Below are 17,682 nucleotides of genomic sequence, written 5' to 3'. Positions count from 1 at the left end.
TTTTCAAGTGCTGTGTGATGGCCCTTTATAAGCGCAGCACTACTGTCAGTTTCCGTCAGGATCGTCATGGCCCGCACTGATCGCCTGTTTCGCCTTATCGACGCGCTGCGGCGCTTGCCGCCGCCGGTCACAGCCGCGCAGCTGGCGGCAGAGACCGAGGTGTCGCCGCGCACGCTGTACCGGGACATCGACACGCTGCGCCGCGGCGGTGCGCTGATCGATGGCGCGCCGGGATATGGCTATACCCTGACCGAAGACACCGCCTTGCCGCCGCAGACCTTCACCCAAGAGGAAATCGAAGCGCTGGTGCTGGGGCTGGCCGAGGCACAGCATCGCGGCGATCCGGCTTTGTCAGCGGCGGCAGATACGGCGCTGGGCAAGATTATCGCGACCTTGCCCGACAGGATGCAGCGGCAGGCGCAACATGCCGCCATCATGGTGCGGCGGGTTGAACGCCCGCCCCAGCCCGCCGCCGATCTGTCGCTGATCCGCCGCGCCTGTTGGGACGAACTGGCGCTGGGTATCGCCTATGTCGATGCCACGGGGGCTGCGTCGGACCGGCGGATTTTGCCGCTGGCGATGGTCTATCTTGATCGCGGCATCATGGTGCTGGCGTGGTGCGTCTTGCGGCAGGATTTTCGCAAGTTCATGGCCGACCGCATCACCAGCGCGGCCTTGACCGATGACAGCTTTCGTCCGCGGCGTGCCGGGATGCTGCGGGACTATGTGGCGCAGATGACGACCAATCGCCACTGACCTGCGACATCGGTGCCGGGTGGTATCCGCCCGCTGGAGTGCTAGAACATAGCCAAACCTGCCCGGAGGCCCCATGCTCGTCACCATCTCGCCCGCCAAATCGCTGGACCTGTCCCCCGTGGGCCACGCGCCGACCCAGCCCCTGTTCGCCGATGACGCCGTGCGGCTGGCGAAAACCATGCGCGGGCTGACCTTGGCAGAGCTGCGGAGCCTGATGAAGTTGTCAGAGGATCTGGCCAAGCTGAACCGCGACCGGTTCAAAGCCTTTAGCGCCGACCCCGCGCCAGAGGCTATAAAGCCTGCCGCTTGGCTGTTCGACGGCGACACCTATACCGGTCTGGATGCGACATCGCTGGAACCCGAGGATATCGGGGCCGCGCAAGAGCGGCTTTGTATCCTGTCGGGGCTTTACGGCGTGCTGCGGCCTTTGGATGGCATCCAGCCCTACCGGCTCGAGATGGGATCGCGGCTGAAAACCCGCCGCGGCGCGAACCTTTATGACTATTGGGGCGACAGCATCGCCAAAGCGCTGAATGCGCGGGCCGATGAGGCCGGGACAGATGTCTTGGTGAATTGTGCCAGTCAGGAATACTTTGGTGCGGTGGACCGCAAGGCGCTGAAATTGCGCGTGATCACCCCGCAGTTTCTAGAGGTGAAAGAGGGACGGCCGCGCGTTGTGTCCTTCTTTGCCAAGCGCGCCCGCGGTGCGATGGCGCGGTTTATGGTCACGCAGCGTGTCACCGCGCCTGACGGGATCAAGGATTTCGGCACCGGTGGGTATCGCTTTGATCCGGACTTGTCGGAGGGCGACAGCTGGGCCTTTGTGCGTGATTATCCAAGCTAAGCGATTTCTGGCAGGGTGGATGCCTCCGGCGGGAGTTTATTTGGCAAGATGAAAGGGTGTCATTGGGCCCGGTGCCGCGAAATGCAGGCCGAGGGTCGCGTGTGTTTGATGACGCGGGGGCGCAGGTGCGCTAGGTCTTGGGGTAAGCGGGGGAGCAGGACGCCATGACCGAGACCATTACATTCACGCTGGACGGCGAAACTGTGCAGGCCCGCCTGGGCGAGACGATCTGGGAAGTGGCGCATGGGCGCGGCCTGGTGATCCCGCATCTGTGCTTCAAGGACGCCAAAAGCTATCGTCCTGACGGAAATTGCCGCGCCTGCATGGTCGCGATTGAAGGCGAGCGGACTTTGGCTGCGTCTTGTGTGCGGGTGCCTTCGGACGGCATGGTCGTGACGACTGACAAGCCGCGCGAAGTGCAGGCACGGGCGATGGTGATGGAGCTGTTACTGGCCGACCAGCCGGCGCGGGACGTCGCGCATGATCAGTCGAGCCATATGTGGGATATGGCGGATCGCGTCGGCGTTGCTGGCAGCCGCTTTGCGCCAAAGGATGCGGTGCATGTTCCGCTGCTGGATTCCAGCCATGTCGCGATGCGCGTCAATCTTGATGCCTGTATTCAGTGCAACCTGTGTGTGCGTGCCTGCCGAGAGGTTCAGGTGAACGACGTGATCGGCATGGCGGGACGCGGGGCGGATGCCTATCCGGTATTCGATCTGGATGATCCCATGGGCGACAGCACTTGCGTGGCTTGCGGCGAATGTGTGCAGGCCTGCCCGACCGGTGCGCTGATGGAGGCATCCGTGCTGGACGCGGCGCAGGTTGGCGATAGCGCGGATTTCGATGAAGAGATCGCCAGCGTTTGCCCCTTCTGCGGCGTCGGCTGCCAGATCAGCCTGAAGGTCAAGGATGGACGGGTTAAATATGTGGACGGGTTGGACGGTCCCGCGAACGAGGGGCGGCTTTGCGTCAAAGGGCGCTTTGGCTTTGACTATATCCACCACCCGCACCGCCTGACTAAGCCGCTGATCCGCCGGATTGATGCGCCCGCGAAGGGGCTGAACGTTGATCCAGGCAATTGGGGCGATGTGTTTCGAGAGGCCACGTGGGAAGAGGCGATGAGCGTCGCCGCTGGCGGTCTGGGCGGCTTGCGCGCCGCACATGGCGGTACGGCTGTCGCAGGCTTTGGCAGTGCGAAATGCACCAATGAAGAGGCGTATCTGTTCCAAAAGCTGATCCGTCAGGGCTTTGGTCACAACAACGTCGATCATTGCACCCGGCTGTGCCATGCGTCATCTGTGGCCGCGCTGATGGAAAATGTCGGCTCTGGCGCTGTGACTGCGACCTTTAACGAGATCGAGAATGCGGATGTGGCCATCGTCATCGGGGCCAATCCGATTGAAAACCATCCCGTTGCCGCGACCTATTTCAAGCAGTTCACCCAGCGCGGCGGCAAGCTGATTGTCATGGACCCGCGCGGGCAGGCGCTGAAGCGGTTTGCATCCCATATGTTGCAGTTCAAACCGGGCACCGATGTGGCCATGCTGAACGCGATCTGCAACGTGATCGTCACCGAAGGGTTGTTCGACCGCCAATATATCGAAGGCTACACCGAAAACTGGGCGGCAGAGCAGGCACATCTGCAAGCCTATGATCCGGAAAGCATGGCCGCGATTTGCGGCATCGACGCAGACATGTTGCGCGATGTGGCCCGCACCTTTGCCGGGGCCAATGCGGGGATGATTTTCTGGGGAATGGGCGTCAGCCAGCACACCTATGGCACCGATAATGCGCGGTGCTTGATCAGCCTTGCGCTCATGACCGGGCAGATCGGGCGGCCGGGGACTGGCCTGCATCCGCTGCGCGGGCAGAACAATGTGCAGGGTGCCTCTGACGCCGGTATGATCCCGATGTTCCTGCCGGATTATCAGTCTGTCACCAGCGCTGACATCCGCGCGAATTTTGAACAGGTCTGGGGCGGCACACCGATTGATCCGCAAAAGGGTCTGACCGTGACCGAGATTCTGGACGCCGTCCACGAGGGCCAGATCAAGGGGATGTACATCCTTGGCGAAAACCCTGCGATGTCGGACCCTGACCTAGATCACGCCCGCGCGGCGCTGGCCAAGCTGGACTGTCTGGTCGTGCAGGACATCTTTTTGACGGAAACCGCGAACTTTGCCGATGTGATCCTGCCCGCCAGCGCCTTTGCCGAAAAGACCGGCACAGTCACCAATACGAACCGCCAAGTGCAGATGGGTCGCCCTGCCGTGCCGCCGCCGGGTGATGCGCGCGAGGATTGGGTCATCATCACCGATCTGGCGCAGCGGCTGGGCCTTGATTGGACCTATGACCATCCGCGCCAAGTCTATGACGAAATGGCGGGGACGATGCCGTCGCTGGACAACATCACGTGGGACCGGTTGGAACGCGGCGCTGTAACCTATCCGTCGCTGTCGCCCACCGATCCCGGTCAGCCGATCATGTTCGCGAACGGCTTTCCCCGCGACGGCGGCCGCGCAAAGTTCACGCCTGCCAATGTCATCGCTCCGGCAGAAGAGCCGGATGCCGACTATCCGATGGTGCTGACCACCGGCCGCCAGTTGGAACATTGGCACACGGGATCAATGACGCGCCGTGCCACTGTGCTGGACGCGGTCGAGCCTGAGGCGAACTGTTCCCTGCATCCTGACACACTGCGCCGCCTTGGCGTAGCCCCCGGTGATCTGGTGGAACTGACGACGAGGCGCGGATCCATTCGGATCATGGCACGGGCAGATCGCGCTGTTGCGGCTGATATGGTGTTTTTACCCTTTGCCTTTGTCGAAGCCGCCGCTAACCTTCTGACGAACCCTGCGGTTGATCCTTTTGGCAAAATACCAGAGTTTAAGTACGCAGCGGTCCGCGTCACAGCGATTCAAACGGCTGAAAACGTGTTGTAACGCCCGATCAGGTTCCATCACATTCAAGAGTCCGCGTTGATTATTTTGAACACGGGCCCGTGATAATTTTTATTTCGTTTAAAATCAGCGCGCTAGCATGCGCTGATTTTAGCGCATGTCACAAAAACCATACAATCCTTGCTGCACAGCAGCAAAATGAGCAAGGGATCTCGAACTTTTGCAGGGTGCAGCGCATTTAGCAGTCACACCCGCAGTGCTGCGGGACCACAGAATAAGGATTTCGCCATGACCAAGACAGTCAACATCTTCGTCGTTGCCGCTGCTGCAGCTACGATTGCCGGCGCTGCCGTCGCACAAACCACCACCTTCAGCAACGAAGACGCCGCTGCAGACCAGTTCGACGACCTGCAAGAGCAGATCGCTGACGATGCAGAGCGTGACGTTGGCCGTTTTGGCAACGAAGGCCGCGTTGTTGGTTCGTACGGTTCGGTCGCACTGCGCGCCACCGCTTACAATGACGACAACGGTTCCGCTGAAGGCACCGGCGACGACAATGCAAACGTCGGCCTGGGCCTGCGTTACGGCACATTCGACGGCGTGAACGGCATCGACGTGACCGCAGCCTACAACTACTCCGAAGACAACGGCGACGAGTCGCAGAACCAGCTGCTGCTGGGCGCTGACTACCGCCGCGATTTCGGCCCAAAGTACTTTGGCTACGCCAAGCTGGACGCGTCCCAAGACCGCGCTGCTGAGAACCTGGACGACAACTACATCGACGTGTTCGTTGGTGCAGGCCTTGGCTACCGTATCCTGAACGATGCAACCAGCCAGTGGTCCATCCAGGCAGGCCCCGGCTACCGTTACACCGAGACCGTTGCAGGCGACGACAACTCCGAAGTTGCTGCGTCGATCTCGTCCAACTACTACCGTTCGCTGAGCGCCACGTCCTACGTCACCAACGACACCGACGTGATCTACTCGGAAACTTCGACCCTGCTGACCAACGACTTGGCACTGAACGTTGCAATGACAAACTCCCTGTCGCTGCGCACGTCGCTGTCCACGTCCTTTGACGACGCAGTCGATGACTCCTTCGGCGACGCATCCAACACTCTGGGTGTGGCAGTCGTTTACAACTTCAACTAATACTTCGGATTGCATTCCAAGATATTGCTGAAGACGGGCGGTGGCGAAAGCCACCGCCCGATTTCGTTTGCGGGTCTGTTTTTGAAAGAAATGAACAACCGTTCATAAAATATTTGACGCAGGGCATTTGACCTCTCAGTATGGTGATGAAGATGCGGCGCGGGGAGGCGTTGCATTGACGGTTTGGGCAAACCCGAACCGAGGGAGGGGAATCCATGGCATCTGCTGCGTCTGGCGCTGCACCTGTTTCTATTCCGCATCTGCTAGCGCGCAACGTCGCGCAACATGGCAGCAAGGCGGCATATCGTGAAAAAGAATTCGGGATCTGGCAAAGCTGGACCTGGTCAGAGGCTGCGGCCGAAATCGACGCGCTGGCCCTTGGCCTGCTCGAGATGGGGGCCAATATCGGCGATCATATCGCCGTTTCAGGCCGCAACCGTCCGGCCCTTTATTGGGCCATGGTTGCCGCGCAGAAAATCGGCTGCATTCCGGTGCCCCTGTATCAAGAAGCCGCGGTGGAAGAGATCGCCTATGCGCTGGAACATTCCGGTGCGCGATTTGCTGTCGTTGGCGATCAGGAGCAGGTCGACAAGCTGACCGATGCCAGCACTGACAAGATCACGCTGGAACATATCATTTACCTCGATGGGCGCGGGCTGCGCCGTTATGATCACAACGTCATGACGTCCTATGCCGACGTGCAAGAGCGTGGCCGCGCATCAAGCCGCAAGGCTGAAATGCAGGCCCGGACCGACGCGCGCACCTATGACGACACCTGCGTGATGCTTTACACTTCTGGCACGACCGGGCGCCCCAAGGGCGTCGTGCTGTCGAACCGCAATGTTATCGAGACATCCAAGAATTCCTCTGAATTTGATCATCTGCGTGCGGGCGACGAGGTGCTTGCTTATCTGCCGATGGCTTGGGTTGGCGATTTCATCTTTTCCTTGGGTCAGGCGATGTGGACGGGGTTCTGCGTGAATTGCCCCGAAAGCGCCGACACTATGCTGACCGACCTGCGCGAAATTGGGCCGACCTATTTCTTTGCCCCGCCCCGCGTGTTTGAAACGCAGCTGACGACCGTGATGATCCGCATGGAAGACGCGAGCAAGATCAAGAAGCGTCTGTTCGATCATTACATGGCCATCGCCCGCCGCGTCGGCCCTGATCTGCTGGACGGCAAGCCCGTCGGCCTGATGGACCGCATCCGTTACGGCCTTGGCAATCTGCTGATCTATGGTCCGCTGAAAAACACCCTTGGCCTATCCCGCGTGCGCGTCGGCTACACCGCAGGTGAAGCGATTGGCCCCGAGATTTTCGATTTCTATCGCAGCCTCGGTATCAACCTCAAACAGCTTTACGGTCAGACCGAAGCAACCGTTTTCATCACTCAGCAACCTGACGGCGAAGTCCGGTCCGACACGGTCGGCGTGCCGTCGCCGGGGGTCGAACTGCGGATCTCGGATAATGGGGAAGTCTTCTATCGGTCCTCTGGCACCTTCGTGGAATATTACAAGAACCCCGAAAGCACCGCGTCGACCAAGGACCCCGAAGGCTGGGTCGCCACGGGCGACGCTGGCTTCATCGAGGAAAGCACCGGCCATCTGCGCATCATCGACCGTGCCAAGGACGTGGGCAAAATGGCCGACGGCGCAATGTTCGCGCCCAAGTACGTCGAGAATAAGCTGAAGTTCTATCCCAACATCCTGGAGGCCGTCGTCTTTGGCGCGGGCCGCGATCGCTGCACCGCGTTCATCAATATTGACCTGACCGCGGTGGGCAACTGGGCAGAGCGGAACAACATCGCCTATTCGTCCTATCAGGAACTGTCCCAGCATCCTCAGGTTCTGGAACTGGTCGCAAGCCATGTGAATGATGTGAACGCCAGCATCGCGGATGATCCAATGCTGGCGGGTTGCCAGATCCACCGATTCCTTGTGCTGCACAAAGAACTAGACGCTGACGACGGCGAAATGACTCGGTCCCGCAAGGTGCGCCGCGCCGTTGTGGGCGACAAATTCGCCGACCTGATCGCCGCGCTTTATGACGGATCGCCCGAAATCTACACCGAGACTGAGGTCACTTATGAAGACGGCCGCAAGGGCGCGATCAAGGCGACTTTGGTGATCTGTGATGCCGTCGTCACCGCGCGTCGCCGAATGGCTGCGGAATGATGGCGGTGTCGGGGCAGTGCCTGCGGCGCGAGTACTTTAAGCAAGATGATGCCGGGAGAAGCGCATGAAAGATACGGTTGCGCCATACACGACTGCTGACGGGCGTCAGATTGGCGATGTCCTGATGGACATGCGCGGGATTACGCTGCGCTTTGGCGGGGTCGAGGCGATCAAGGACATCAGCTTTGACATCCGCGAAGGCGAAATTCGCGCGATTATTGGTCCAAACGGGGCCGGAAAATCGTCGATGCTGAACGTGATTTCGGGCTTCTATAACCCGCAAGACGGCGAGGTTTGGTTCCGCGGCGCAAAGCGTCCGCCGATGAAGCCCTATCAGGTCGCGCGGCAGGGCATCGCCCGCACGTTCCAGAATATCGCGCTGTTTGATGGCATGTCGGTGCTCGACAACATCATGACGGGCCGGCTGACGCATATGAAAAGCGGGCTGCTGGCGCAGGCGGTCTGGAAAGGCCGGGCCGAGCGCGAAGAGGTGGAAAACCGCGCCGTGGTCGAACGGATCATCGACTTTTTGGAAATTCAGGCGATCCGCAAGACGCCCGTTGGGCGCCTGCCTTATGGTCTGAAAAAGCGTGTCGAGCTGGCCCGCGCGCTGGCAGCAGAGCCGAAACTGTTGCTGCTGGACGAGCCGATGGCCGGCATGAACGTCGAGGAAAAAGAGGACATGAGCCGCTTTATTCTAGATGTGAACGACGAATTTGGCACCACGATTGCCTTGATCGAACATGACATGGGCGTGGTTATGGACCTGTCTGACCGGGTGGTCGTCATGGATTACGGCCGCAAGATCGGCGACGGCACCCCGTCAGAAGTGCGCAACAATCAAGAAGTGATCGACGCTTATCTGGGGGTCGCCCATGACTAAGACCATGACTGAAGGAGCACGCAATGTCCGCTGATTTTCTGTATGGTGTGGAAGTCGTCATCAACGGCCTGATGTCAGGCGTGCTGTATGCGCTGGTCGCGCTGGGGTTCGTTCTGATTTTTAAGGCGTCGGGTATTTTCAATTACGCCCAAGGGGTTATGGCGCTGTTTGCGGCCTTGACGCTGGTCGGTGTGATGGAAGGGCAGGTGCCGTTTTCGCATATCATCAACGCGACCTTTGGCACGGATATTCACCACTTTGGCTGGCATGTGCCGGCGCTGCTGGCGATTGCGCTGACACTGGTCGTCATGATCGCCTTTGCATGGATGGTGCATACCTTTGTGTTCAAGCATCTGGTCGGGCAAGAGCCGATCATCCTGTTCATGGCAACCATCGGTCTGGCGTATTTCCTAGAAGGCATCGGCGATCTGATGTGGGGGTCCGACATCAAGACGCTGGACATCGGCATCCCGCAGGGCGGGTCGATGTGGGTCGAGAATATCTCGGTCCATCTGGGCGGCGAAGATTTCTATGGCTTCTTTATCGACAAGCTGGACATCACCGCCAGCATCGTCGCTGCGATCCTTGTGATCGGTCTGATCGTCTTTGCCCAATACACCAAGCAGGGCCGCGCGATGCGGGCCGTGGCCGACGATCATCAGGCGGCGCTGTCGGTCGGGATTTCGCTGAACTTTATCTGGATTCTGGTCTGGTCGCTGGCGGGCATGGTGGCACTGGTCGCGGGTGTGATGTGGGGCGCAAAGTCCGGCGTGCAGTTTTCGCTGTCGCTGATCGCGCTTAAGGCGCTGCCGGTGCTGATGCTGGGCGGGTTTACGTCGATCCCCGGCGCCATCGTGGGCGGGCTGATTATCGGCGTGGGCGAGAAGCTGTTCGAATTCATGATCGGCCCGATGGTCGGGGGCGCCACCGAGAACTGGTTCGCCTACGTGCTGGCGCTGATCTTTCTGGTGTTCCGCCCGCAGGGCCTGTTCGGGGAGCGGATCATTGAACGTGTGTGACCGTGCAAGCGCCCGCGTGAGGCTCTGCCTCACGGCGCCCGCCCGCCCGGCCACGCAGGCCTGCGGCGCAGGTATTTGGAACCAGAAGAAGGGGACGCATCATGCTGTATCGTGAGGCCGGTGACTTTAAGACGAGCTATGCCGCGGATAGCCAGACCTTTCCGATCAAGTTCGACCGGTGGCGCTATTGGGTTGTGCTGGCCGTCGCTTGGCTGGTGATCCCATTTTTCATCAACGATTATTGGGCAAACGCCATTCTGGTGCCGTTCCTGATTTATGCGATTGCGGCGATCGGGCTGAACATTCTGACAGGCTATTGTGGGCAGGTGTCGCTGGGCACGGGCGGGTTCATGGCCGTGGGCGCATATAGTGTTTACAAGCTGATGACGTCATTTCCCGATGTCAGCATTCTGATCCATGTCGTGCTGGCCGGGTTCATCACGGCTGCGGTCGGTGCTGCGTTTGGCTTGCCGTCGTTGCGGATCAAGGGGTTCTACCTTGCTGTCGCGACGCTGGCCGCGCAGTTCTTTCTGGTGTGGCTGTTCAACAAGGTGCCGTGGTTTTACAACTACTCTGCCTCTGGCCAAATTTCCGCGCCGGAGCGGTTTATCGGCAATATCGCTGTCACTGGGGCCGAAACGACGCCTTGGGCGCAGTATTTGATCTGTTTGTTCTTTGTGACGCTTTGCGCCCTGCTTGCGCGCAATCTGACGCGGGGCTCTTTGGGCCGGCAATGGATGGCGATCCGGGACATGGATATCGCAGCCGAGATTATCGGAGTTGATCCGCTCAAGGCGAAGCTGACGGCGTTTGCGGTGTCATCCTTCTTTATCGGGATCGCGGGGGCGCTGTTCTTTGCAGTGTATCTGGGCGCGGTCGAGGTCGGCGAAGCCTTTGGCATCCAGAAATCGTTCCTTGTGCTGTTCATGTGCATCATCGGCGGGCTTGGCAGCATCTTTGGCAGCTTTGCCGGGGCGGCGTTCCTTGTGCTGCTGCCTGTCGCACTAAAGGTGCTGGGCGTTGATATTCTGGGATGGCCAAGTTCCACCGTCGCGCATCTACAACTTGTTGCCGTGGGCGGGTTGATCATGTTCTTCTTGATCAAGGAACCGCACGGCTTGGCGCAACTGTGGCGCGTCGCAAAGGAAAAGCTGCGGATGTGGCCGTTCCCTTACTAAATACCGGGCGGGGTCATCCCCGCCGGGCAAAGCCGGAACGCATTCCGGCGCATCGATCAATCTTTGGGAGGAGACTTGAGATGAAAATGAAGACATTTGCCACGGCGGCATTGGCCGGGCTTTTGGCCAGCGGGCCTGCACTGGCCGAACTGGTCCTGCCGGATCTAAGCTATCGCACCGGCCCCTATGCCGCCAATGGCACGCCGTTTTCCGACGGTTATCAGGACTACCTGAACCTGCTGAACGCCCGCGATGGCGGCATCGGCGGCGAGATGATCCGCATTGATGAATGCGAGACCGCCTATAACACCGAAAAAGGTGTGGAATGCTACGAGGCGACCAAGGGCGACAACGCGCTTGTCTATCAGCCGCTGTCCACTGGCATCACCTATCAGCTGATCCCCAAGGCGACCGCTGACACCATCCCGATGCACACGATGGGTTACGGCCGCACGTCCGCCGCAGCAGGCGAGACTTTCCCATGGGTCTTTAACTATCCGGCGACTTATTGGGACGCGGCATCTGTCGCGGTGAATTATCTGCTGAGCGAGAACGGCGACGATCTGTCCGGCAAGACGATCGCGCTGATCTACCACAATTCTGCTTATGGCAAAGAGCCGATCCGCACGCTGGAAGCGCTGTCAGAAAAGCATGGCTTTAAGCTGACGCAGCTGCCGGTTGATCCTCCGGGTCAAGAGCAGAAGTCGCAGTGGCTGCAGATCCGCCGCGAGCGTCCTGACTATGTCATCATGTGGGGCTGGGGCGTACAGAACCAGGTCGCCATCCAAGAGGCCGCGAACGTTGGCTATCCGATGGATCAGTTCATCGGCAACTGGTGGGCTGGCGCAGAGCCTGACGTTCTGCCCGCAGGCATGGCAGCCGACGGTTATAAGTCGCTGAACATGAACCGCATTCAGGACTACCCTGTGCTGGATGAAATCCGCACGCAGGTTATCGATGCGGGCAACGGTGCTGGCGACGGATCGAACATTGGCCAAGTGCTGTACGTGCGCGGCATGTATGCAGCGATGCTGGCGGCTGAATCGATTGCCAAGGCGCAAGAGCTGGCTGGCACATCCGCCGTGACACCTGCGCAGGTGCGCGATGGCATGGAAGCGTTGGAAATCACCAACGCCCGCATGGCTGAACTGGGCATGGAAGGCATCGGGCCAGAGTTTTCTGTCTCTTGCCAGAACCACTCTGGTTCGGGTGAAGGTCTGGTCCAGCAGTGGAACGCGACCGACAAGGTCTGGGTGCCGCTGACTGACTTTATCGCGCCCGATAAGGACGTGATTGACCCGCTGATCGCAGAAGACGCCGCCGCCTATGCGGCAGAGAACGGTATCACGCCGGGCTGTCTGTAAGACATATCGGGCGGCCCTTTGCGGGGCCGCCCGGTTTTTGAGTATTTTAGGCAAGATGATGCAGGGGGGCACCGCCATGCTGGATAACACCGGGACCGAGACTGAGACCTTGCTGGACGTCAGCAATATCGAGGTGATCTATAATTCCGTCATCCTTGTGCTGAAAGGCGTCAGCCTGAAGGTGCCTAAGGGCGGGATTACGGCCCTTTTGGGCGGCAATGGCGCGGGCAAGACCACGACGCTCAAGGCGATTTCGAACCTGCTGCATTCCGAACGCGGCGCGGTGACCAAGGGCACGATCACCTATCGCGGCGAGCGGGTGCAGGAACTGTCGCCAGAGGCGCTGGTCAAACGCGGCGTCATTCAGGTCATGGAAGGGCGTCATTGCTTCGAGCATCTGACCATCGAAGAAAACCTGATGACCGGTGCTTATACGCGCGGTGATGGTAAGGGCGCTGTCAGCGCCGATCTAGAAATGGTCTATAACTATTTTCCGCGCTTACGCGAGCGGCGCAAGAGCCAGGCGGGCTATACCTCTGGCGGGGAGCAACAGATGTGCGCGATTGGCCGTGCGCTGATGTCCCGGCCTGAAACGATCCTACTGGACGAGCCGTCGATGGGCCTTGCGCCGCAGCTGGTGGAGGAAATCTTTGGCATCGTCAAAGATCTGAACGAGCGCGAAGGCGTAAGCTTTCTGCTGGCAGAGCAGAACACCAACGTCGCGCTGCGCTTTGCCCACCACGGGTATATCCTTGAATCGGGCCGCGTCGTCATGGAAGGCCCCGCAGCAGAGCTGCGTGAAAACCCCGATGTGAAGGAATTCTATCTGGGTGTCTCCGACGAAGGCCGCAAATCATTCCGCGATGTGCGCAGCTACCGCCGGCGCAAGCGCTGGTTGGCGTGATCCGCATCGCCTGACACCCCCACGTTATTGTATAGCGACGGCCGACGTCCCTAGATCTGAACTGTCCGGGGCGGCACAGTGTCGTCACCCACCGGACAGGAGAGACCGTGATGACCGCCCCATACGACAATCTGGAAACCCGTGACGCCAAGACCCGTGCGACTGCACAGCTTGCGGGCCTTCAAGAGCAGATTAAGCGGGTGGAGGACACTCCGGGCTCTTGTCTGGCGGGCGGGCAGGTGGACCAGTTAGGTGACCTGCCCCGCCTGCCGGTGCTGCGCAAATCGCAGCTTGTCGATTGGCAGCGGGACAATCCGCCCTTTGGCGGCATTCCAGTGCAGAATATCACGCATATCTTTCAATCCCCCGGTCCGATTTATGAACCGGGCGGCAGCAGCCACGACTGGTGGCGCTTCGGCCGCTTTTTGCATGCTTGCGGGATTGGTGCTGGCGATGTGGTGCAGAACTGCTTTGGCTATCACCTGACCCCCGCCGGCACGATGTTTGAAAACGGTGCGCGTGCGGTGGGCGCAGTTGTGGTGCCTGCTGGCACCGGGCAAACCGAGTTGCAGGTGCAGGCCGCCGCCGCCGCTGGTGTTACCGCCTATGCTGGCACGCCGGATTACCTAAAGGTGATTTTGGAAAAGGCCGACGCGATGGGCGTGACCCTGAACATCACCAAGGCCGCCGTGTCAGGCGGCGCGCTATTCCCGCAACTGCGCCAATACTATGCGGATCGCGGCATCGCCTGCCTGCAATGCTATGCCACCGCCGATCTGGGCATGATCGCCTACGAGACGTCGTCCACCAGCGGCATGATCGTCGACGAAGGGGTGATTTTGGAAATCTGCACCCCCGGCACCGGTGATCCCGTCCCGTCAGGAGAGGTCGGCGAGGTGATTGTCACCACCCTGAACCCTGATTACCCCCTGATCCGCTTTGCCACCGGCGATCTTAGCGCCGTGATGGATGGCCAATCACCTTGCGGGCGCACCAATATGCGCATCAAGGGTTGGATGGGCCGCGCGGATCAAACGACCAAGATTAAAGGCATGTTCGTGCGCCCCGAACAGGTCGCGGCGCTGGTCACGGCCCTTGGCGCGGACCGTGCGCGGGTAATCGCGGACCGGGACGGCGATGCCGATACTTTGATCGTGCAGATCGAAGGTGCAGGTCTTGACCCTGATGCCGCCGCAAGCGCAATCAAAGACATCCTCAAACTGCGCGGCGACGTGACGTTTCACGCTGCTGGCAGTCTGCCCCGCGACGGCCTCGTGATCGAGGATCGTAGGACATACGACACCTAAAGCCCCTGTAAGGACCATTCCCATGCGCCAATTGTTGCTGTCTTCCGTTTTGTTCTGTGCCGCGTCCCTTGCGCAGGCGCAGGATGCGGCCTTGATCGTCGGGATCACCGATTATGCCGCGCTGCCTGATGTCACCGGCGGGATCGAGGTCGCGCAGGCCGGCGCGGCGCTAAATACGGCGGGCTTCCGTGTCTTCGGATCTGGGAACGGGGCTACGGATAGCACAGCGGTGCAAGGGCAGGGCAACGCCTTTGCTGCGCTATCGCCGGATGCCGACCGCATGGTCGTGGTGCTGGCGGGGCAGTTCGTGAATGACGGCACGCGCAGTTGGCTGCTGACCGCAGATTCGCCCCAGCCCGCGCCCTTTACCGTGGGGCAGCGGTCCCTGTCGGTGGAAACCGCGATGATGCTTCTGGCGCAGACCCCCGGATCGGCGGTGCTGGTGTTGGGCGAGCAAGACAGTGATGCTGATATCGCCGGCCCGGGCCTGCTGTCAGGCATCGGCGATCTGACGATCCCCAGCGGCGTTACCGTTGTGCGCGGTGATGTGGCCGCAGCCCGCAACCTGCTACGCGATGTGATCGCTGTGCCGGGCGGTGATGTGATCGCGGCTGTACGTAAATCAAAAAGCCTGACCGCCAGCGGCTTTGTGCCCGGTCGGTTGGTGCTGGTGCCTAGCGGCCAAACGCCCAGCGCACCTGTTCCGCAGGCCACCAATGATGTTGTCACTGGCGTGACCGCGGATCTAGCCACCATGTTTGAAGGGTCCGCATGGGAGCAGGCCCGCAAAACAGACACCCAAGCATCCTACGCCGCCTATCTGGACCGCTTCCCGAACGGGGCCAATGCGGGCGATGCTGTTGCGCGCTTGCAAGCTTTGCGCGATCCCAACCTTGCGCTCAAACAGGCAGAGGACGACCTGAAGCTTCCCGTTGAGGCGCGCCGCGCCGTGCAGCGTAATCTGCAAGTGCTTGGCTTTGACACACGCGGCATCGACGGTATCTTTGGACCCGGCACGCGCGGGGCCATTAAGACGTGGCAGGGCCAGAACAATACGGCCCAGACCGGGTACCTGACGGCGGATACGATTGGTCTGATCAACGATCAGGCCGCCCGCCGCGCCGCAGAACTGGAACTGCAAGCAGAGCAGCGCCGCGCCGCCAATCGGGCGGCGGACCGCACCGATTGGGAACGGACAGGCGCGACGGGAACCGCCGCGGGATTGCGTGAATATCTGGAAAAACATCCGGACGGCCAATTCGCACCGCAAGCTATTGCCGCCTTGCAGCAGATTCAGGCACAGACGCGGAATACGGCCCAGGCCGAAGATCGTGCTTCTTGGGATCGCGCGCGGCAGGCGGACAACGCTGCCGCCTATAAAGCCTATCTGGATCGTCCCGGTGATGGTGCGTTTGAGGCAGAGGCGCAGGCGCGTCTTGCGGATTTGACTGCGCAGAATGGTAGGCAGGCCGAACAGGCCGCCGCCGCCGCAACAGAGCGGCAGCTTGCGCTTGACCCGATCAGCCTGCGCTTGGTCGAATCTCGGCTGCAACAGCTTGGCCTACAGCCGGGGGCCGTGGATGGTCGGATCGACAACGATACCCGCGGCGCGATCCGCCGGTATCAGCGTGACCGCCAGCTGACCGCCAGCGGTTATCTAGATCAGGCGACGGTGTCGCAGATGCTGACCGACGCTTTTCGTTAAGGGGCGGGGATAAACCGTTCGGCCAGCAGGCGGACGAACCCGCTCTGGTCGCCGACCTGTTTGACGCCGACCAGATAGGTGCCGGGCAAGGTGCGGGCGACCAAGCGGGCGTCCGTGCCGTCGCCGCCATCGTCATCCTGCGCGATCTCGCGGCCCAGATCGTCGTACATCACCAGCCACGGATCGCCTTCTGATCCGCTGGAAATCGCCTCGATCAACAACAGGCCCGGCGCGTCGAGCGTCAGGCTGAACCACGTCGCATCGCCAGAGATTTGCTCGTCGCGGCGCAACCGGTTCGGCAGTGCGCCCAAGTCGGTGATGGCGACAGAGCCATCCATCGGCGGCGCGGCTTCGCCTTGGGCGAACAGATTGGCCAGCGCAGCAGCCGCGTCATAGGCGCTGACGGCGACATCAATCGGCAGGTCGCGGTCGCTGATCGCATCCAGCGCGATGCAATAGGTGCCTGCCGCCAACGGTGTCGACGCATCAATGCGGGAATTCAGCCCGTCGAAGTCGTCATTTTCGCCAACGGTTTCGTCGTCCGGCCCGATCAGGGTCAACGTCGGGTCAGCCTCTGCGTTATCGGCGGTCACGCTGATCGCAGCGGGGGCCTCTAGTGTGAAACGGGCGAAACCCGCCTCTGCCGCGCTGCCCTGATAGGACAGGCCGTCTGCGCCCATGACGCCCAGATCGCGTCCATCAGCACAGCTTTGCACCCGTTCTGCAGACGGCCCGCCATCAGGAGCATCGTTTGCGCCGGTTGTCAGCGCTTCCATGTCAATGCGGCCAACGCGGACAAAGGCGGTCATGGGCGAATCGTCAAAGCTGCGCACCACGGCGCAGTATTCGCCGGGCTCCAGCGTCGTCTCAATCCGCGATGCGCCATTGCCGCCCGAATCGTCGTCAGTGGCTACTTCCGTGCCGTCCGGCCCCAGCAGCGTTAGCGTTGGGTCACCATTGCCTCGGCCTGCGGCCTCGATCCGAACCTCGGTCGCCTCGCTGAGGCTGAACAGTCCAACAAAGCGGTTGCCGTTCAGCACCAGCGCCATTTGCTCGCCAAAGCTGTCCGCAGTGGCGATGTCCGATGTCTCGGCCGTGCCGCCGATCCACTGGCCGCCCGTGCCTGCCTCGCCGCAAAAGGTGTCCTGCGCAGCGGCAGGGGCCGCGATTAGTGTGGCAAGGGCGGCAAAGCCTAGGCGAAATTTTGGCATGGATCATGGCCTTCGATAAAGGAAAATCAATTACCTTAACCTAGGACAGACGGCAGGCAGGACGCCACCCCAAACGCAAAAGGCCGCGCCCAAATGGGCACGGCCTTTGCATCGATAGAAAACCGATATTAGCCCTGACGGGCTTTGAACCGGGGTTGTGTCTTGTTGATAACGTAGACACGGCCCTTACGGCGCACGACGCGGCAATCGCGGTGGCGCTGCTTGAGCGAGCGGAGGGAGTTGCGTACTTTCATATTGAAAGGCTCCTCTTGTCGCGGCGCGGCG

14 protein-coding genes are annotated in these 17,682 nt (G+C 60.7%); 12 read left to right on the top strand and 2 right to left on the bottom strand.

The window, feature by feature from the left end; translation table 11 throughout:
* Positions 1-66: 66 nt before the first annotated feature.
* The 12 genes from BM131_RS13070 to BM131_RS13015 all read left to right on the top strand — a co-directional run bounded on the left by BM131_RS13070 (position 67) and on the right by BM131_RS13015 (position 16,186).
* Positions 67-756 carry a helix-turn-helix transcriptional regulator gene (locus BM131_RS13070; protein ID WP_090190163.1) on the top strand — a complete coding sequence of 230 codons (690 nt, stop codon included), beginning with the start codon at positions 67-69 and terminating at the stop codon, positions 754-756.
* Between the two features lie 73 nt (positions 757-829).
* Complete coding sequence (gene yaaA, locus BM131_RS13065; protein ID WP_090190161.1) at positions 830-1,600, top strand: peroxide stress protein YaaA; 771 nt, start codon at positions 830-832, stop codon at positions 1,598-1,600.
* A gap of 164 nt (positions 1,601-1,764) precedes the next feature.
* Positions 1,765-4,542: a formate dehydrogenase subunit alpha gene (gene fdhF, locus BM131_RS13060; protein WP_090190159.1), complete on the top strand. Its 2,778-nt coding sequence runs from the start codon at positions 1,765-1,767 to the stop codon at positions 4,540-4,542.
* Positions 4,543-4,788: 246 nt separating this feature from the next.
* Positions 4,789-5,652, top strand: a complete 864-nt coding sequence (locus BM131_RS13055) for a DUF481 domain-containing protein (protein WP_090190157.1) — start codon at positions 4,789-4,791, stop codon at positions 5,650-5,652.
* Between the two features lie 215 nt (positions 5,653-5,867).
* Positions 5,868-7,826, top strand: a complete 1,959-nt coding sequence (locus BM131_RS13050) for an AMP-binding protein (RefSeq protein ID WP_090190155.1) — start codon at positions 5,868-5,870, stop codon at positions 7,824-7,826.
* 64 nt (positions 7,827-7,890) lie between these two features.
* Positions 7,891-8,709: an ABC transporter ATP-binding protein gene (locus tag BM131_RS13045; protein ID WP_090190153.1), complete on the top strand. Its 819-nt coding sequence runs from the start codon at positions 7,891-7,893 to the stop codon at positions 8,707-8,709.
* A gap of 23 nt (positions 8,710-8,732) precedes the next feature.
* Positions 8,733-9,728, top strand: a complete 996-nt coding sequence (locus tag BM131_RS13040) for a branched-chain amino acid ABC transporter permease (RefSeq protein WP_090190151.1) — start codon at positions 8,733-8,735, stop codon at positions 9,726-9,728.
* A gap of 101 nt (positions 9,729-9,829) precedes the next feature.
* Positions 9,830-10,906 (top strand): branched-chain amino acid ABC transporter permease, encoded by a 1,077-nt coding sequence (locus tag BM131_RS13035; RefSeq protein ID WP_090190149.1) that lies wholly within the window; start codon positions 9,830-9,832, stop codon positions 10,904-10,906.
* Between the two features lie 80 nt (positions 10,907-10,986).
* The gene (locus BM131_RS13030) at positions 10,987-12,270 is read left to right on the top strand and encodes an ABC transporter substrate-binding protein (RefSeq protein ID WP_090190147.1); all 1,284 of its coding nucleotides are present in this window, start codon (positions 10,987-10,989) and stop codon (positions 12,268-12,270) included.
* 76 nt (positions 12,271-12,346) lie between these two features.
* Positions 12,347-13,174, top strand: a complete 828-nt coding sequence (locus BM131_RS13025; RefSeq protein ID WP_090190272.1) for an ABC transporter ATP-binding protein — start codon at positions 12,347-12,349, stop codon at positions 13,172-13,174.
* Between the two features lie 110 nt (positions 13,175-13,284).
* On the top strand, positions 13,285-14,481 hold the full coding sequence (locus BM131_RS13020; protein WP_090190144.1) for a phenylacetate--CoA ligase family protein: 1,197 nt from the start codon (positions 13,285-13,287) through the stop codon (positions 14,479-14,481).
* Positions 14,482-14,503: 22 nt separating this feature from the next.
* Positions 14,504-16,186, top strand: coding sequence for a peptidoglycan-binding domain-containing protein (locus BM131_RS13015; protein WP_090190142.1), 1,683 nt, complete (start codon positions 14,504-14,506; stop codon positions 16,184-16,186).
* Here the strand turns inward: BM131_RS13015 and BM131_RS13010 are convergent.
* Both BM131_RS13010 and ykgO read right to left on the bottom strand, forming a co-directional pair.
* Positions 16,183-17,397 carry a PPC domain-containing protein gene (locus BM131_RS13010; protein ID WP_090190140.1) on the bottom strand — a complete coding sequence of 405 codons (1,215 nt, stop codon included), beginning with the start codon at positions 17,395-17,397 and terminating at the stop codon, positions 16,183-16,185. The two genes, BM131_RS13015 and BM131_RS13010, sit on opposite strands and share 4 nt — an antisense overlap.
* 128 nt (positions 17,398-17,525) lie before the next feature.
* A complete protein-coding gene (ykgO, locus tag BM131_RS13005) occupies positions 17,526-17,651 on the bottom strand; it encodes a type B 50S ribosomal protein L36 (RefSeq protein ID WP_072857948.1) in 126 nt (41 codons plus the stop codon).
* Between the last annotated feature and the right edge of the window lie 31 nt (positions 17,652-17,682).

The sequence above is a fragment of the Loktanella salsilacus genome, assembly GCF_900114485.1.
Classification (GTDB): domain Bacteria; phylum Pseudomonadota; class Alphaproteobacteria; order Rhodobacterales; family Rhodobacteraceae; genus Loktanella; species Loktanella salsilacus.
This window is presented reverse-complemented; position numbering and strand designations above follow the sequence as displayed.

Excerpts from the sequence above, each read along its gene's own strand:
- BM131_RS13025 (WP_090190272.1), top strand. The coding sequence starts at position 12,347 with ATGCTGGATAACACCGGGACCGAGACTGAGACCTTGCTGGACGTCAGC.
- BM131_RS13030 (WP_090190147.1), top strand. The coding sequence starts at position 10,987 with ATGAAAATGAAGACATTTGCCACGGCGGCATTGGCCGGGCTTTTGGCC.
- yaaA (WP_090190161.1), top strand. The coding sequence starts at position 830 with ATGCTCGTCACCATCTCGCCCGCCAAATCGCTGGACCTGTCCCCCGTG.
- BM131_RS13020 (WP_090190144.1), top strand. The coding sequence starts at position 13,285 with ATGACCGCCCCATACGACAATCTGGAAACCCGTGACGCCAAGACCCGT.
- BM131_RS13045 (WP_090190153.1), top strand. The coding sequence starts at position 7,891 with ATGAAAGATACGGTTGCGCCATACACGACTGCTGACGGGCGTCAGATT.
- BM131_RS13070 (WP_090190163.1), top strand. The coding sequence starts at position 67 with ATGGCCCGCACTGATCGCCTGTTTCGCCTTATCGACGCGCTGCGGCGC.
- BM131_RS13050 (WP_090190155.1), top strand. The coding sequence starts at position 5,868 with ATGGCATCTGCTGCGTCTGGCGCTGCACCTGTTTCTATTCCGCATCTG.
- BM131_RS13015 (WP_090190142.1), top strand. The coding sequence starts at position 14,504 with ATGCGCCAATTGTTGCTGTCTTCCGTTTTGTTCTGTGCCGCGTCCCTT.
- fdhF (WP_090190159.1), top strand. The coding sequence starts at position 1,765 with ATGACCGAGACCATTACATTCACGCTGGACGGCGAAACTGTGCAGGCC.
- BM131_RS13010 (WP_090190140.1), bottom strand. The coding sequence starts at position 17,397 with ATGCCAAAATTTCGCCTAGGCTTTGCCGCCCTTGCCACACTAATCGCG.
- BM131_RS13035 (WP_090190149.1), top strand. The coding sequence starts at position 9,830 with ATGCTGTATCGTGAGGCCGGTGACTTTAAGACGAGCTATGCCGCGGAT.
- BM131_RS13040 (WP_090190151.1), top strand. The coding sequence starts at position 8,733 with ATGTCCGCTGATTTTCTGTATGGTGTGGAAGTCGTCATCAACGGCCTG.
- BM131_RS13055 (WP_090190157.1), top strand. The coding sequence starts at position 4,789 with ATGACCAAGACAGTCAACATCTTCGTCGTTGCCGCTGCTGCAGCTACG.
- ykgO (WP_072857948.1), bottom strand. The coding sequence starts at position 17,651 with ATGAAAGTACGCAACTCCCTCCGCTCGCTCAAGCAGCGCCACCGCGAT.